The sequence below is a fragment of the Acinetobacter sp. B-6 genome, from assembly GCF_056930735.1.
This window is the reverse complement of sequence record NZ_JBXPBY010000010.1, coordinates 193,978-210,360: the sequence shown is the minus strand read 5'-3', so window position 1 is coordinate 210,360 and position 16,383 is coordinate 193,978. Positions and strand designations below refer to the sequence as shown.

12 protein-coding genes and 2 pseudogenes are annotated in these 16,383 nt (G+C 36.2%); 4 read left to right on the top strand and 10 right to left on the bottom strand.

Annotated elements, in window-relative coordinates; translation table 11 throughout:
• The 3 genes and pseudogenes from AC1Z3T_RS13960 to AC1Z3T_RS13950 all read right to left on the bottom strand — a co-directional run.
• A pseudogene (locus AC1Z3T_RS13960) lies at positions 1–1,969 on the bottom strand (hypothetical protein); the annotation flags it as partial.
• A 240-nt stretch (positions 1,970–2,209) separates the two neighbouring features.
• Entirely contained in the window at positions 2,210–2,725 is a 516-nt protein-coding gene (locus tag AC1Z3T_RS13955; RefSeq protein WP_100884586.1) for a hypothetical protein, read from the bottom strand.
• A 324-nt stretch (positions 2,726–3,049) separates the two neighbouring features.
• Positions 3,050–3,790, bottom strand: a complete 741-nt coding sequence (locus tag AC1Z3T_RS13950) for a helix-turn-helix transcriptional regulator (RefSeq protein ID WP_157810998.1) — start codon at positions 3,788–3,790, stop codon at positions 3,050–3,052.
• 267 nt (positions 3,791–4,057) lie between these two features.
• On the opposite strand from AC1Z3T_RS13950, the pseudogene AC1Z3T_RS13945 reads away from it, so the two are divergent.
• Positions 4,058–4,638: pseudogene (locus tag AC1Z3T_RS13945) on the top strand (transposase).
• Between the two features lie 138 nt (positions 4,639–4,776).
• Here the strand turns inward: AC1Z3T_RS13945 and AC1Z3T_RS13940 are convergent.
• The 5 genes from AC1Z3T_RS13940 to ppx all read right to left on the bottom strand — a co-directional run bounded on the left by AC1Z3T_RS13940 (position 4,777) and on the right by ppx (position 9,967).
• A complete protein-coding gene (locus tag AC1Z3T_RS13940; protein WP_004827896.1) occupies positions 4,777–5,346 on the bottom strand; it encodes a YggT family protein in 570 nt (189 codons plus the stop codon).
• Positions 5,347–5,371: 25 nt separating this feature from the next.
• On the bottom strand, positions 5,372–6,202 hold the full coding sequence (proC, locus tag AC1Z3T_RS13935) for a pyrroline-5-carboxylate reductase (RefSeq protein ID WP_100884584.1): 831 nt from the start codon (positions 6,200–6,202) through the stop codon (positions 5,372–5,374).
• Positions 6,199–7,578: a tRNA lysidine(34) synthetase TilS gene (gene tilS, locus AC1Z3T_RS13930; RefSeq protein ID WP_100884583.1), complete on the bottom strand. Its 1,380-nt coding sequence runs from the start codon at positions 7,576–7,578 to the stop codon at positions 6,199–6,201. The genes proC and tilS overlap by 4 nt, the downstream gene beginning before the upstream one ends.
• Positions 7,515–8,339 carry an acetyl-CoA carboxylase carboxyltransferase subunit alpha gene (locus tag AC1Z3T_RS13925; RefSeq protein WP_004827891.1) on the bottom strand — a complete coding sequence of 275 codons (825 nt, stop codon included), beginning with the start codon at positions 8,337–8,339 and terminating at the stop codon, positions 7,515–7,517. The genes tilS and AC1Z3T_RS13925 overlap by 64 nt, the downstream gene beginning before the upstream one ends.
• A gap of 107 nt (positions 8,340–8,446) precedes the next feature.
• Positions 8,447–9,967 carry an exopolyphosphatase gene (gene ppx / locus AC1Z3T_RS13920; protein ID WP_005030896.1) on the bottom strand — a complete coding sequence of 507 codons (1,521 nt, stop codon included), beginning with the start codon at positions 9,965–9,967 and terminating at the stop codon, positions 8,447–8,449.
• A gap of 293 nt (positions 9,968–10,260) precedes the next feature.
• On the opposite strand from ppx, the gene trxA reads away from it, so the two are divergent.
• The 3 genes from trxA to AC1Z3T_RS13905 all read left to right on the top strand — a co-directional run bounded on the left by trxA (position 10,261) and on the right by AC1Z3T_RS13905 (position 12,854).
• Positions 10,261–10,587 carry a thioredoxin gene (gene trxA / locus AC1Z3T_RS13915; RefSeq protein ID WP_004827886.1) on the top strand — a complete coding sequence of 109 codons (327 nt, stop codon included), beginning with the start codon at positions 10,261–10,263 and terminating at the stop codon, positions 10,585–10,587.
• Between the two features lie 344 nt (positions 10,588–10,931).
• Complete coding sequence (gene rho, locus AC1Z3T_RS13910) at positions 10,932–12,200, top strand: transcription termination factor Rho (RefSeq protein ID WP_004827884.1); 1,269 nt, start codon at positions 10,932–10,934, stop codon at positions 12,198–12,200.
• Between the two features lie 381 nt (positions 12,201–12,581).
• The gene (locus tag AC1Z3T_RS13905; RefSeq protein WP_004827882.1) at positions 12,582–12,854 is read left to right on the top strand and encodes a hypothetical protein; all 273 of its coding nucleotides are present in this window, start codon (positions 12,582–12,584) and stop codon (positions 12,852–12,854) included.
• A gap of 745 nt (positions 12,855–13,599) precedes the next feature.
• Here AC1Z3T_RS13905 and AC1Z3T_RS13900 read toward each other — a convergent pair.
• Both AC1Z3T_RS13900 and pheT read right to left on the bottom strand, forming a co-directional pair.
• Positions 13,600–13,896, bottom strand: a complete 297-nt coding sequence (locus AC1Z3T_RS13900) for an integration host factor subunit alpha (protein WP_004827881.1) — start codon at positions 13,894–13,896, stop codon at positions 13,600–13,602.
• Positions 13,893–16,274: a phenylalanine--tRNA ligase subunit beta gene (pheT, locus tag AC1Z3T_RS13895; protein WP_419320605.1), complete on the bottom strand. Its 2,382-nt coding sequence runs from the start codon at positions 16,272–16,274 to the stop codon at positions 13,893–13,895. Before pheT ends, AC1Z3T_RS13900 begins: the two co-directional genes overlap by 4 nt.
• Between the last annotated feature and the right edge of the window lie 109 nt (positions 16,275–16,383).

Genomic DNA, 16,383 nt, shown 5'->3' with positions numbered 1-16,383 from the left:
CACCTGAATCACCATTTAATATATCATCGCCTTTTCCAGATATTAATATATTATTTTTTACATTTCCTTTTAAAATATCAGACTCTTGAGTACCAATTATCAATCCTAAATCATTTAAGGCCACAATATTATATGAATTTAACAAATTATTTATAACACCATTTTCCAATGCATAACTCAAATAATTTCCCAATAATAATTTCCCATTTTCAACCCAATTCTCTAAAAATACTTGTTGATGTGTAAGCATATCACTTAAGTCTGTAATTGCCTTTTCTGGGTTTTCTGAAAAAACTTTATTGAACTTTAATTCTAAATTTGAATAATCAAAAAAATTGGACTTATCCATTGACAATAATTTTATTTTTATTTCAGAGACATATTCCTCTAATCTTGTTTGATAAAGTAAAACATCATATATATCAGATTTTAAAGTAGCATAAGCATTATTTATAAGATCATAAATTTTCTTTATTTCGCTCTCATCTTTATAGTAAAAGATTGCAGATCTTGTTCCAGAAAATGAAGCCAAAATAGGCATTAGGCTATTAATTATACCTAATTGTGCTTGAGCCTCATCAGATAGAGGTGGAGATAAAACAACCTGATTTTCCTGCCCTGGTGTTAAACCTATACCCTCACTTTCTGTTTTAATCCAATTTATACTTCTAAAAACAACATTATCAGTGTAGTTAGGAGCTGTCTTTGCCCAATTTAATATAAGTCGATCAAGTAGCCCCAATTGTAAAATTTTCGTATCTGCAATTGAATAAGCATTGAGAGTAGCAGCTAATTCATATGATAAAGTTGCTGCTTCTCTCAAATCCCTTAAACTTCCAAGTCCTTTAACATTTGCTACTTGTTTTTGCTGATCCGTTAATTCTATTTTTTCTTGGTAATCGCTATAAACTGAATTAAAATGAAAATTAACATCTCCCATCAATTTAGTCTGACCATCAATAGTTTCGTAGTTACCTGTTTGAGCCAATATATTCTTATTACCCAATGCAGTTGACGTATTTTGATATGCAAGACTAAGGGACTTAACTCCAGCTTCTTCCAAACTAAATAATTCTGTTTTTTGACTTACTCCATCTTGATTTAAATCTCGCCAAACTTTAATTAAACTAAATTCATTATCTTCAGCATCGATTTTTCCATCTTGATTACTATCATATTCTGCTAAGGCAGAATAACCATTTGCTGCTTTAGTGCCATTTTCAAGTGTTACACTATCTCCAAATAGTTCACCACCGTGATTAATTATACCGTCATTATTTTTATCTATAACTAAAATTCCATCATCAGGTTTCACCCATCCAGTTGCAGTTTTAATCCCATCATTATCATGATCAAAAAGTACGCCTTGGAATTTATTTTGAGCAACAGTTTCAATACCATCTCCATCTAAATCCAAAATTATTGGATCATAGATATGATATTTTTGTTCGCCATTGGAATTAAAATCATTGAATGGTTCAAATATCTTACCTATTTTATTACGATAATCTTCGAGATCTTTATCGAAATTCACAATTCCTGCCACATCATCTATATTTGACGTAGGTAAAATAGCTCCATCAATATCCTTTGGATTTAAACCTGCAACATTTAAAGCCTTCCATGTAAAATCTATACAACTATTGGATAAGCCATCATAAGTTTGACTAAAACCATGATCTGAAGAATTTCTACCAAAATCAACCAATTTATTATATTGATCTTCGGTAATTTCTATTGTTCTTGTATAACTTCGTCCCTGATAATTGGCAGAATCATCGAACTTAACATCACCGTCTCCATGATATGGCTTTAAATTATCCTCCCTAGGAGCGAAACCATACGAATTACTACTAGTCCCATCACTAACTTCATACCACATATGTCCTGCAACACTTGTGGTCATTTCTCCACCATGAAAAACTGGGGTTCCTCTATCTGCAATATTAATTGTAATCGTGTGTGTCATATTTTTTCCTTAATCTGTGGGTTATATTAATGATTTAAAAAGTTAAAGATATAATTTACCATTTCTCTTTATTCAATTAATAAAACTATTATTTTTTGGTTAGTAAATATATTTCCAAATAATTAATTTCTATCCTCTAATAAAAAATGTATAAAAATTTAAACATTCGATCACTCTTGCTTAGTTTAGTATCAAATTATTTTAATTTTTAAATTTTATCCAATAAAAAGACTTAATAAATTATTTAGGTTTATGACCATTTGTAATCTCTAGTGATACATTTCTAAAAAGGACTGGATTATCTTTCAATTTATTTGAATTAATTTTAACTCTATAGTCCCCCTCACTCAAAATAAGACCATAAATTTCCAGCCCCATATATTCTTCATTTTTATAGACTGGCTTTGGCTTTATATTTAAAGATTTAATCAACTTATCTTGATCATCATATATTTCAAAGTTGATATTAAAATTAGAATTCACATCATCTAAAATTTCATAAATTTCATTAATCTGCTTCTTATTATTAGAGGTAGGATAATTTAAATAAAATCCCCAACCATCATTTTTTATAATTTTTATTTTTTTCTCAAAATTTATACTTAACCCTTCACTATCACGTGAAATTTCCAATGGAAATAATTCAGTATTCGTTTTACTATAAAAACGAGACAACCCACAATAACCCATAATTGAAACTCCACATAGTATCACTAATACACAAACAATTTTTAAAAATTGATTTTTCTGAATCATTTTTAATACTTCATCCAAACAATAAAATAATAATAGTTTTCAGCTTAACTTAGATCAATAGGTCGAATGACCTATAGCTTTACGAAATCGTACAGTTTGATACGAATGCTTGAATCAATATTTATTTTGAGATAAAAAGGTTCATAAACTTACAACTGCATGGCAACGCTTCTATAATTATGAACGAAGTCATATTTTAGTTGATAGTCATCTACCTAATTTTATGCAATGATACTGTATTTTTTTCTAGCCATTAAGTAAATTTAAAATGAAAGATTATCTCACTAAATTTTTTTTCAACAAAACTATCTATTTAAAAACTCATTATTTTAATTTTGAAGTAGATAATACATCTATTTTTGACAGTACCTCTGATCTATTATTAACATTCAACTTTCTAAATAATTGCAATATTTGATTTTTTATAGTGGACGGGCTTTTATTAAGATTTTTTGCTATTTCCTTATTAGTCATTCCATTTTTAATATAATCAATTAACTCCCATTCTTTACTAGTTAATTTTATATTGATATCTGTATTCTTATTATATTCCCATTGCAATCCTCTTGCTAAAATAAGATGCAAATAAGGCATAAATACTTTAATTAAGTATTTTGCTTTATTTTCTTCTATTCCGCACTGTCTAAAGCTAAAATAACTTGAAAACTTTCCAGATAAATCACGTTGACCATGAACAAGCATTGGTGTTAGTTGAAACTGCTTAATTTCAGTTATTTCTAAATCTGATAAATTTTTATCCATATCAGCACTATTAACATAAATTGGCTCCTGCTTTTCTAACCAATATGCTAATAAAGATCGTTTTTCAATTGTGGTAACTTTTTCAATTTGCTCTAAAAACTCAATTGGGTAGTTTATTGAGATAATTTCTCCTATTTTGACACGAGTCAATTCAATTTCTCCAACACCAGCAATCAAACTTTCATACTTAAAAACAGGTTGTAAATACTCTTTAAATAATGTTAGTATATTTTCATAATTAATTGTTTCTAATAGATATAATTTAATAATAGCATCCAAACAATTTCTTTCAGCTGAATTCATTTTCATCTCACCTTTCAATTTAAACAATTAGCTATGTAATTTTTTACATTTGGTATATTTTTATAAGACGATAAACACTTTAGTAACATAATTGATGGTACAACTAGAGATTAACATCTCTACTATAATTTTTTATAGTAGCAATAATTCAACTAATATGCTTCTACAATTTTTTCAATAAACTAATTGATACAATTAAAGTCTATTGATTCTGTTACCAAAAAACTAGTGATATAATAAAATAACAAAACTAATTTTACGATTGCTATACCCCATTCTATACTGAACGATCAACACTGGTCTAAACTATTTTTTATTTTCTGAAATTTTAATATCTATCTCAAATCTAATTTGAGAAATTTTATTGAGATGATTCTTCATAGAATAAGAACTGGATACCTTGGCGTCATATACCCACTTGCTTTGGACAACCCAACTCAATTTTTAAACGTTTTAATCGCTGGTCATGTAGTGGTAAGTTACTCACAATATTTAAATTATTATCACTGATGAAACTACACATGATATTAAAGTCGCACCTTATTTAATTTCAAAACTCGATTTAAATGAGATAGAGCTTGTATGTACAGATAAAGGCTACGATTCAGTGCCATTAAGAGAGCGGATTAGAGTAACTCGAACGAAAGCGAATATACCTAATAAATCCAATAGCCAATCAAACAATGACCATATGGATTGGTATTTATATAAAATCATGCACTTAGTAGAAAATATGTTTTGGAGATTAAAGCAATTAAAAGGAATAGCCTACTCGACATGACAAATTAAAACGAAACTATGAAAGTTCTGTTGCATTAGCTTGTATATTTTTATGGTTCCCATTGTAGATTAAATTATAAACCCCAAATGTCAACAGATACTATCAAAAAAAACATCCATAACCTATAAAAAAACCGAGTTGGTTATACAACTCGGTTTTAAATAAAAGATCATCAATTTATTTGACGCTAAAAGGATATTGCCTATTAAAGACCAGTTAGTAGCGCAATTGCAGCATATTCCATGACTTTTTCAGCAATGATCAATGCCAAGATAGCCAAAATAGGAGAAAGATCAATCATCCCCATATTTGGCATAATTCGGCGGAACGGTGCCAATAATGGCTCAGCCAACTCTTGAATCACTTCAATATAAGGCGATCTTGATTGAGTGAACATCACCACCCAACTCAAAATAATCGTCGCAAAAATTAAATAACGACAAAAGCGAATCAAGTCCTGAATCATGGTCACAAAAGTGAGAATAATGAGGTGTACAGGACTATTTGGCATTGCACCTTGCAAATACATCATGCCAAAGATTTTGAGTAGATATAACACCACCACTAAAACCAAAGCAGCCGTATTGACACGCCCTTTCGCCATCGTCGGAAAAATTCGGCTAAATAGATCTACAATCTTGGTTGCTTTGACTGTCGACATCACCACAGGGTTGTATGGACTGACCATCGCCAATTGCATTAAAAAACGAAAGAATACGAGCAAAATCGCTACGTTAATAATAATGCCAAAAATTTGCGCAGAATTTGCACCCATACTTGAACGTTCCTAAAATCAAAAATTATTTAATGCTGTCACTTAATTCTTGAGCCAATTCCTGACTACGCTTTTGCGCAGCAGCCAAAGCTGTTTGAATATTTTGAGAGATTTGAGCGCGATCAAATACTTCTAAAGCCGCTTGAGTTGTCCCATTTGGGGAAGTTACATTTTTACGTAAATCAGATGGAGCGCTTGAACTGGTAATTGCCATTTGTGCTGCGCCCAATGCGGTTTGCAACGTCAATGCTGTTGCCACCTTTTCATCCAACCCCATATTTTTACCAGCACGTATCATACTTTCCATCATATAGAAGAAATATGCAGGACCTGAACCCGAAACTGCGGTTACAGCATCAATCTGTGCCTCTGAATTTACCCAAAGGGTTAAACCAGTTGCCGCAAGAACCTGCGTGGTCAATTCACGGTCTTTTGTACTCACTTCTGGATTGGCATAGATACCATGTGCACCAGTTTGAACCAATGCAGGAGTATTCGGCATTACACGGACAATTCGCTCACTGCCCGTCAAATCTGAAATCGTTTTAATTTCAGCACCGGCAACAATAGAGATCAGCAATTTATCATCAAGTAAACCTTTCAAGGGCTTAAGCACGCTCCCTAAAACTTGAGGTTTTACTGCAAATACAACAATATCTGCATGTTTAATCGCTTCAATATTGTCTTCAGTAACATGGACATCTTTTTCTTGTAACAACAGTCGAATTTTTTCAAAGGGATCAGAAACTGTAATACGTGTAGCAGGTAAGCCACGACTCAATAAGCCACCAATTAGGGCTTGAGCCATATTCCCACCACCAATGAAAGTAATATTACAATTTAAAGCTGCACTCATGAATCACACTCGACCTTAGTTTTTATCTTAGAGATTAAATTTGGTTGCCAACCACCGATTTCACAGTATTCAGACTGTGCCAACCAAAAACCATTTGGTGTAAACACCCCAAGCATAACATTATCTACACTTAATATTTGAATTGTATGACGCATCCAAGGAAAAATATGTGCTTCTTGAATCGCCTTTTTTAAAGGCCAAGCGCCTATTCTGCCATAAAGATGAATTTTTTCACCACCTAAACGTGGTTTCAATGTCAGCTTCTGATTAAATAATGCAAAAGACAGACCTATTTTAGAGCGTTCAATTTGAAATACACCAGATGTGAATTGTAGTTGCTGATGAAGTTGAAATTGATATGTTTGCTCGGGAACTTGCTGTTTCGATTGCGCTGCTAAATAGTGTTGCTGTTCAACGCGATATAAATGATTTTGGTAACGCAAGTAATAGAAATGATTCCAATGTAATGCTGCTTGTGAATCTGTTTTAGAGTCAATCACTTCATCCTGTAGGCGCTGCACCATTTCAAAAGCAGGTCGATAGGTGTCCCGTCCCTTCATCCATGTAGATAGAAGTTGGCGCTGTCTTGCCAATGACAATTGCTTGAGTTTTATTAAATCAAGCTTTTCTTCATTTCCACAGAAACTAAGATCTTGTTGTAGCACTTCATTGAGAATTTCATTGGCATCTTGCATCAAATAACTGGTGCGCGCCAATGCTTGTTGCATTTTGGGGTAACGGCTTTGCAAAATATGCCAAAGTTCATGTCTACACCACGCACGATCATACTGGGTATCTAGATTAGTCGGATCATTGACATAGGCAATCTGTAACTGTTGCACCCATTGGCAAATCTGCTCACGTGAGATATCCAACAAGGGGCGCCAAATGGTCAATCTTTCGCGCTGATCTTTTGATTTCATCGCAGATAATCCAGCAACACCTGCACCTGACAATAGGCGTAAAATCAGGGTTTCAGCTTGATCTTGTTGATGATGGGCGAGTACCAATACTTCGTCGGTTTTTATATGTTGAAGGTAAGCATCGTAACGGGCTTGACGCGCTTGATTTTCAAGATTACCTTCTGCAACTTGAACATTTTGAATAATATAAGGAATCTGTAAGATGGTACATTGTTGAGCAACAAAATCAGCCCACTCATCACTGGCTGTTTGTAACTGATGATTGACGTATATTGCACGGACGTGATGAGGGAAAAACTGCACCATCAAATGCAGCAATAACATGGAATCCATGCCACCACTGCATCCGATGAGGAAATGCGTATTTTCAGCAAATTGAGCGTGTTGTTTTAAGAAGCGAGACCTAAATTGTCGCTGCCAAACTTCATTAAACGTTGATAACGTGCTTCGCATCGATCTTCCGCAGTCATAGGCTGTAATTCATCAAGTGCTTGTTTTAACACATCTTTGAGTTTTTCCATAACCTCAAATGGTTGCAAATGTGCTCCCTCGCCTTCATCGACAACATATTCAACTACACCTAACTCTTTGAGTTTGTCTGCCGTAAGTGCAAGTGCCTCACTGGCTTGTTCCGCTTTGTCCGCTGTTTTCCATAAAATAGAAGCGCAGCCTTCTGGTGAAATCACTGAATAAATACTATGAGAAAGCATAACCACACGATCTGCCACACCAATTCCCAAAGCCCCACCAGAGCCGCCTTCACCTAAAACTGTTGCAATAACAGGAACTTTTAAGCTTGAAAGTTGAGCAAGACTGGTTGCAATCGCTTCTGCTTGACCACGTTCTTCAGCACCAATGCCTGGGTAAGCCCCCATCGTATCAATAAATGTGAATACTGGAAGATTAAAACGTTCTGCCATATCCAGCAAACGCTGTGACTTACGATAGCCTTCAGGGTTACACATCCCAAAGTTATGCTGTAATTTTTCACGGGTACTACGACCACGATGCTGACCAACGACCATGACAGGCTGACCATTAAAACGCGCCAATCCGCCAACCATTGCACCATCATCACCATAAAGACGATCGCCATGTAAGGTATCGAATTCAGTAAAAATTTCGCCTACATAATCCAAAAATTGCGGGCGTTCAGGATGACGTGCAATTTGAACCGTTTTCCAAGCTTTAGATTGAGCAGCTTTATTTTTCATAAGTCGAGTATTATCCCTAATTCACCGATGCCTCACACATCGGAAGTTCAGGATCAAGTGCTATTGAATGGTTTATACAATTCATTCAATCAACACAAGACCTTTAGTTAATCGATAAACTGTTCCGACTGAATATTCAATTCAATGTCCCAATGCTTAAATTGCACTTGCTCATCATGCAAATCTGCAACCAGTAAAGGCCATTGCTTGGCATCGCCAGAAACGCTGAGTTGCCATTGTTGCGCATTATCCACTGTCAATTCAATGGCAGGAAGCATCTCATCACTGCGACTGTGATTGAGTAAAACAGCGAGACGGAGGAGCAAACATAGGTGTAGTAGCTTGTTTCCACCTACTTTTAGCACATCAAGTTTGGCATCGGTACGTAATTTACGACGATGGTGAGCGACCAAATGTGACAAATGATTCTGATCAATTTGTGAGAAACCAGGAATATCAGAATGCTGTAAGAGATAAGCACTGTGTTTTTGATAACCACTGTGACTGATTGCCAAACCAATTTCATGTAAATAAGCTGCGCGACGCAATAGATCACTGTCATCACTATTTAAATGTAAGGTATTTGCTACACCATTAAAGAGATGTTGTGCTGTTTCAACCACACGTTCAGCTTGCTTGGCATCCGCACCATAACGCCCCACCATCGCTTGCACACTACGATCTCGAATATCCTCATGTTGAAAACGCCCAAGCAAGTCATACATGACGCCTTCTCGTAATGCACCATCAGAGTAAACCAGCTTATCGATATTCAGTACTTCAAAAACAGCATAGAGAATCGCAATACCCGCAGGTAAAACAGCACGACGATCTTCTTTTAATCCATCAAACTCCATATCGGAGATATGTTTAAATTTTAAAAGTTTGTCTTTTAATTTTTCTAAACCTTCTCGAGTTAAATTCTCTTGTTCATCACTCCATCCCATATTGACAGCAATTTGACGACACGCTTTGATTGTTCCACTCGAACCCACCACTGTGTCCCATCCAGCTGCCTTATATGTATTGGCAATAGAAGATAGTTCTTTACGCGCAGCAACAACTGCTTTTTCAAAAGCTTTACTGTTGATATCACCTTCAGGGAAATAGGCTTTTGTGAATGCCACACATCCCATTTGTAAAGATTCAGTATGAATTGGCTCAAATTCTTCACCAATAATTAATTCTGTAGAACCGCCACCAATATCAATCACCAGACGGCGCCCACTATTGACCATGGTATGAGAAACACCTAAATAAATTAAACGTGCTTCCTCTCGTCCTGCAATGATTTCAATCGGTTTAGGTAGAATTTCAGCTGCTTTTTGAATGAATTCATGCCCATTTTTTGCTTGACGTAAAGCGTTCGTCGCAACAATCCGTAAACGATTTGGTTGCACTGAACTCAGTCTTCCTACAAAACGTGCCAAACAGGCTAAACCACGTTGTTGTGCTGCTTCAGTTAAGTTTTTATTCTCGTCCAATCCAGCAGCAAGCTGAACTTTTTCTGACATCGAAGCAACTTTTTTAACTTCACCATGATCCACTCGAGCAATTGCTAAATGGAAGCTATTCGACCCCATATCGATGGCAGCAAGTAATTCTTCATCAATCAAAAAATCAGACATTATTTATACAAACTCATACTGAATTGTTGCTTAGATTAATTCACATGCACGCTTTTTAAAAGCCATTTATTTAGACAATTTGATGAGTCATTATTTTTTCAGCATATATGACAATTATGTGACAATTAGATTGAGTTTTCTAAGGAACCGATTGTAAATATCGTGAGCATCAATTGGACATTCTCACAAATAAGAATGAAAATTTAAACATTCCCCTACATTGTTAAAGATGTCTATGTAATACTTAGCTTCATAGATTGATTCATCTTTAAAATATTTTTGGAGCAAAATCCATGTCTGGCAATATCGTAAACACAACTGATGACAACTTCGCAGCAGACGTTCTTGAATCAGATATTCCTGTAATTGTAGATTTCTGGGCAGGTTGGTGTGCACCATGTAAAGCGATTGCACCTGTTCTTGAAGTACTTTCTACAGAATTTGAAGGCAAAGTAAAGATTGTTAAAGTGGATGTGACTGCATGCGAAGCAACTGCAGTTAACTATAATATCCGTAACATTCCAGCATTATTGATGTTTAAAAATGGTGAAGTGGTTGCTCAACAAATCGGTGCAGTGCCGAAATCTAAACTGACTGCTTTCATCGAAGAAAATATTTAATTTGCTGAATTTATAGATTATTTGTATAAATCTGCAAAAACAAAAAATACGCTTGATTTTCTGGCGTATTTTTTTTCGACTATAATTTGACAAACTTGTTGATCTCACTTATATTTCATGCTCAAGGAACATAAGGATTCTCTGCCTGTTTCTTAAAGGACAACACATAAGATCGCCGTTCGGCAACAGAAATTGTTTTACATATTTCTCCTCGAAAGAACTACATAGACTCTGAGTTTGTTTTTGTGTCTATACAACATCAACTCACCTATTGCACTGTTGGCGACTTTTGCTTCTTTTCTCTTTATCTGTGTTCCACACATCCTTATTCAATCTGACCATTTATGAATTTAACTGAACTCAAGAAAAAACCGATTGGCGAACTCATTAAAATTGCTGAGTTTATGGGCCTTGAAGGAATGGCTCGTAACCGTAAGCAAGACATCATTTTTGCCATCCTAAAGCGCCATGCAATGAATGGTGAAGAAATCTTTGGTGATGGTGTTCTTGAAATTTTGTCTGATGGTTTCGGCTTTCTACGCTCGGCTGCAGGTTCTTATCTTGCAGGTCCTGATGACATTTATGTTAGCCCATCACAAATCCGTCGTTTCAACCTACGCACAGGTGATACGATTACGGGAACGATTCGCCCACCCAAAGAAGGTGAACGTTACTTTGCATTATTAAAAGTTAATCAAATTAACTATGACACACCTGAAAATTCACGTAATAAAATCTTATTCGAAAACCTAACCCCATTGTTTCCAACTGAGCAATTGGTAATGGAACTAGGAAATGGTTCAACGGAAGATTTAACTGCACGTGTTGTTGACTTGGTTGCTCCTATTGGTAAAGGTCAACGTTCAATTATTGTTGCACCGCCTAAAGCGGGTAAAACAATGTTGTTACAGAACATTGCTCAATCCATTGTCCGTAATAACCCTGAATGTTTCCTTATCGTTCTCTTGATTGATGAACGTCCAGAGGAAGTGACTGAAATGGAACGTACTGTTCGTGGCGAGGTTGTTGCATCAACATTTGATGAATCTCCAGCACGCCATGTACAAGTTGCCGAAATGGTGATTGAAAAAGCCAAACGTCTTGTTGAACATAAGAAAGATGTGGTGATTCTGCTAGATTCAATCACGCGTTTAGCACGTGCTTACAACACTGTTGTACCGTCATCAGGCAAAGTATTGACTGGTGGTGTAGATGCACATGCACTTGAACGCCCGAAACGTTTCTTTGGTGCTGCACGTAACATTGAAGAAGGCGGCTCACTGACAATCATTTCAACTGCATTGATTGAAACAGGCAGTAAAATGGATGAAGTGATCTACGAAGAATTCAAAGGTACGGGTAACCAAGAGATTACCTTGGATCGTCGTATTGCTGAAAAACGTGTCTTCCCTGCCATGAATATCAAGAAATCAGGTACTCGTCGTGAAGAACGCCTCATGAGTGAAGAAAACCTACGCAAAGTTTGGATTTTACGTAAGCTTCTCCACCCAATGGATGAGTTAGCGGCGATGGAATTCCTTTTAGATCGTATGAAAGAAACCAAAACCAATGACGATTTCTTTGATCAAATGAAGCGTAAAGCTGCCAACTGATTGGTATAAAAAGTCAAAAAAGGTCACTGATATAGTGACCTTTTTTTTGGTTGACAGAATTTACATAAATATACAATTGCTGATTTTTGGCGTAACAGCATTTTGCAAATAATTGAATATAAAAATCATTCTCACATATTTTTTATATTTTTTAATAACTTAATTATCAATAATCCAATCTAAAAGTGCGAATTAATTGTAATTAACTGTTAAAAAAGCATCATTTTTTCATCAATTTGGTCAGTTTTTTTCATCTAGACAGTAGCAATTAAAAATGCGCAGTGATAGCATATTCGCATACCAGTTAGACTGCTCATGCAAAAAGCAAAAAACAGGCTAACTTGGGTTTTTTGTCTCAATTAATTTTATGAGAGTGATGCCATGTTATTCAAAAAAATCGCTATTGCTGCTGCAGTTGCTACTACTTTAGCTTTCGTTGGTTGTGCTAAAAAAACTGAAGAAGCTGCTGCTGATGCAAACGCTGCTGCTTCTCAAGCTGTAGAAGCTGCTTCTGAAGCTACTGCTGCTGTTGACGCTGCTTCTGCTTCAGCTACTGACGCTGCTGCTACTGCTGCTGCAGACGCTACTGCTGCTGCTTCTGACGCTACTGCTGCTGCTGCTGACGCTTCAGCTGCTGCTTCAGCTGCTCAATAATAATCGCTTAGATTATTATCAAAAAAAGAGAACCTTTGGTTCTCTTTTTTTTGCTTTCAAATCAATGATTATCCTCAAATCTGCGAATTGATTCGAAAGACAGCCCTGATTTATCGAATAAATATATTCAGCCAATTTAGAACGCCCCGCTTCGATTCCATACTGTCAAGATGTTATATTGAAATACACTCAAGTGATGAATCCTCTATCTCACTTTTAATCATTAAAAAAAACGAACATTATTTTTATAATCAAAGCCTCAGACTATTCATACCAATAATTTGACATCAATCATTTATAATCAATGATCTTTATGCTTTGATACAAAGGATTAGAAGATCTGCCGATTCATTTATTTTGGCTAGGATCATACTTTTAAATCATAGACCATCTTTCCATCGTGAAGCCACATGGACGCCATATGTTAGCTAAAGATATATGAGCAAAAACAAAATACTACTTTGTTTGCGCAAGAATGCGGTTAAACAAGAAACGGGTTAAGTAATGAACGTCATCGCTTACGGAAAACGATTTAAACTTTAGCGCTAAAGCCTGGCAGTGAAAGCTTATATCATCAAAGAATATATTGATCACATTGATTTTATTGATCTAGAAATTATATTTACTGTATGGTTTTTTCAACAGATTAGCTATAGTTTAATTTATTTTTAACCTCTCGTATGTGTAAATAATAAAAAACCCCAAGCAAAATGGCTTGGGGTTTTTACAAAATCAAGTGGGTTGATTAACCTTCTTGTTCTGTGCCTACACGTTGTCTAAACTTCTGTCCTGCGCGGAACGTAACAACTCGACGTGCCGAAATTGGAATTTCTTCGCCAGTTTTTGGGTTTCGACCTGGACGTTGACGTTTGTCACGTAGTTCAAAATTACCAAAACCTGAAAGTTTAACTTGTTCGCCTGCAATTAATGCTTGGCTAATTTCGTCAAAGAACAACTCGACCATTTGTTTTGCTTCACGACGGTTTAAACTCGTAAGCTCACTTAAATGATCAGCCATTTCTGCTTTTGTTAATGCTGTCATGAGGCCCTCAATGTCGCTTGGTAAGTGCTTTCTAACACTTGAATGATATGATCCATACCGGATTTAATTTCAGCATCTTCAAGTGTACGTGATGGATGTTGCCATAACAATGCAAATGCCAAAGAGCGCTTACCTTGCTCAACACCTTGCCCTGTATACACATCGAATAACCATGTAGAGCCTAAAAGCTCCCCACCGGTTTTTTCAATAAGTTGCTGAATTTCACTGACATTAATCTTATCACTAATTACAAGCGCAATATCACGTCTAACCGACGGAAATCGTGATAATTCTGTAAAATTAGATACATAAGTTTGCAAAACAGCCGATTGATCAAGTTCGGCAACCCAAGTCGTGCTCAAATCCAGTGCATTTTCTAAAGATGGATGTAAACGTCCCAAATAACCAACCGATTTTCCATCTATTAAAATCTCTGCTGACTGACCTGGATGTAACCACTCACGCTCAGAACGCACATATTCAACTTGAACCCGTCCAGCAGCTAAAACTTCTTCAACCTCTCCTTTGAAATCAAAGAAATCCATTGCTTGAGCTTTGCCATGCCATGATTCAGCATGTTTTGAGCCCACCGCAATCATTGCCAAAGTTGGAATCTGATTTAAGTCATCAATAGTTTGAGCATTTTGATAATCAAAACGTAAACCTAACTCAAAGAAACGCACACGGCTTTGTTGGCGGTTAATATTGTATTGAACACAAGGGATTAAGCTTGAAAGCAAAGTAGAACGCATAACAGCCAAATCACTTGAAATTGGATTTGCCAATGCCAATGGATTAACTTGAGAATTTAATTGCTTCTCCAGCTTTAAATCAGCAAAGCTAAAACTGATTGCTTCTTGATAGCCCAAAGTCACCAGTGTTTGACGTAATTGTGGCAATTCAAACTGATCTTGATGTTTAGCAAGTTTGACATCAATCACAGGCAAACTAATTTGGATATTGTCATAACCATGAATACGAGCAACTTCTTCAATTAAGTCTTGATAAATTGCCATATCATAGCGATGTGATGGAGGTACAACAGTCCACTCGCCTTCAGCTTTGACTGTTACAACACAACCTAAACGTTGAAGTGCATCAGTAATAAATGCTGATTCAACAGAATAACCAAGTAATTGATCAACTTGTGCTTGAGTTAACTCAATGGCTTCACGTTTAGGTAAAAGCGCGGTACGTTCAGCCACAGTGATTGGACCAAATTCTCCACCCGCCAAACTCTGAATCAATTGTGATGCTCGATGCATCGCGATCATTGGCAACTCAAAATCCACACCACGTTCATAGCGCTGAGAAGCATCAGTATGTAAACCATAACGGCGTGCACGACCTGCTATATGCAATGGTGCAAAGAACGCAGACTCAAGGAAGATCTCTGTCGTTGCATCTGTTACAGAAGAAGATAATCCCCCCATAATCCCTGCAATAGCGAGCGCTTTAGCATCATCAGCAATGACCATAACATCTTCAGTCAATTCGATTTCTTGCTCATTTAATAAAACAAGTTTTTCATTTGCTGTTGCTTGGCGTACATGGACTGAACCTTGAACTTGACCACCATCAAAAGCATGTAATGGTTGCCCCAACTCCATCAATACATAGTTGGTAATATCCACCAAAATACTGTGTTGACGAATCCCTGAACGAGCCAAAGCCTGCTCCATCCATTCAGGGGTAGCTGCTTTGGTATTTACATTTTTTATAACACGACCTAAATAACGTGGACATCCATCAGTGCTTACATGGACTTGTTTTTGATCTGCAATGGTTGCAGCCACTTCTATAATTTCAGGCGCTGTCACTGGAAGTTGATTAATTACACCAATTTCACGTGCTACACCACGAATACTAAAACAGTCTCCACGGTTCGGGGTAATACTGATATCAATGACATGGTCATCCAGATTTAAATATTCGCGGATGTTTACACCAACCGGTGCATCATCAGGAAGCTCTAAAAGCCCATCAATTTTATCTTCAAGATCAATTTCCGAAGCACCACATAGCATCCCTTGTGATTCAACGCCACGTAGCTTACCTTTCTTGATTTTAAAATCACCAGGAAGTACTGCACCAATTGTCGCAACCGGTGCTTTCATGCCAACACGTACATTCGGTGCACCACATACGATTTGTAGAGGTTCTCCTGAACCAATGTTTACAGTGGTTACACGTAAACGATCTGCATCAGGATGTTGAATGACCGTTAAAACTTCCCCCACCACAACACCAGTAAAGTGTTTAGCGGCTGGTACAAGCTCATCAACTTCAAGTCCCAACATCGTGAGTTGGTCAGATAAAGTATCACTATCAATTGCTGGGTTAACCCATGTGCGAAGCCAATTTTCGCTAATTTTCATTTCTAAAACCTATATTCAATATTTATGAATTCCTCTCTAACTCCCTTTGAAAATTGGGAGAACCCTTCGTCTTTTGTCTAGGACATCCCCTCTTTGTTTAGAAGAGGTT

Coding starts and splice junctions, on each gene's coding strand:
- AC1Z3T_RS13940 (WP_004827896.1), bottom strand. CDS start 5,346: ATGGGTGCAAATTCTGCGCAAATTTTTGGCATTATTATTAACGTAGCG.
- AC1Z3T_RS13955 (WP_100884586.1), bottom strand. CDS start 2,725: ATGATTCAGAAAAATCAATTTTTAAAAATTGTTTGTGTATTAGTGATA.
- AC1Z3T_RS13900 (WP_004827881.1), bottom strand. CDS start 13,896: ATGACAGCATTAACAAAAGCAGAAATGGCTGATCATTTAAGTGAGCTT.
- AC1Z3T_RS13950 (WP_157810998.1), bottom strand. CDS start 3,790: ATGAATTCAGCTGAAAGAAATTGTTTGGATGCTATTATTAAATTATAT.
- ppx (WP_005030896.1), bottom strand. CDS start 9,967: ATGTCTGATTTTTTGATTGATGAAGAATTACTTGCTGCCATCGATATG.
- proC (WP_100884584.1), bottom strand. CDS start 6,202: ATGAGTGCAGCTTTAAATTGTAATATTACTTTCATTGGTGGTGGGAAT.
- tilS (WP_100884583.1), bottom strand. CDS start 7,578: ATGCGAAGCACGTTATCAACGTTTAATGAAGTTTGGCAGCGACAATTT.
- AC1Z3T_RS13925 (WP_004827891.1), bottom strand. CDS start 8,339: ATGAAAAATAAAGCTGCTCAATCTAAAGCTTGGAAAACGGTTCAAATT.
- AC1Z3T_RS13905 (WP_004827882.1), top strand. CDS start 12,582: ATGTTATTCAAAAAAATCGCTATTGCTGCTGCAGTTGCTACTACTTTA.
- rho (WP_004827884.1), top strand. CDS start 10,932: ATGAATTTAACTGAACTCAAGAAAAAACCGATTGGCGAACTCATTAAA.
- trxA (WP_004827886.1), top strand. CDS start 10,261: ATGTCTGGCAATATCGTAAACACAACTGATGACAACTTCGCAGCAGAC.
- pheT (WP_419320605.1), bottom strand. CDS start 16,274: ATGAAAATTAGCGAAAATTGGCTTCGCACATGGGTTAACCCAGCAATT.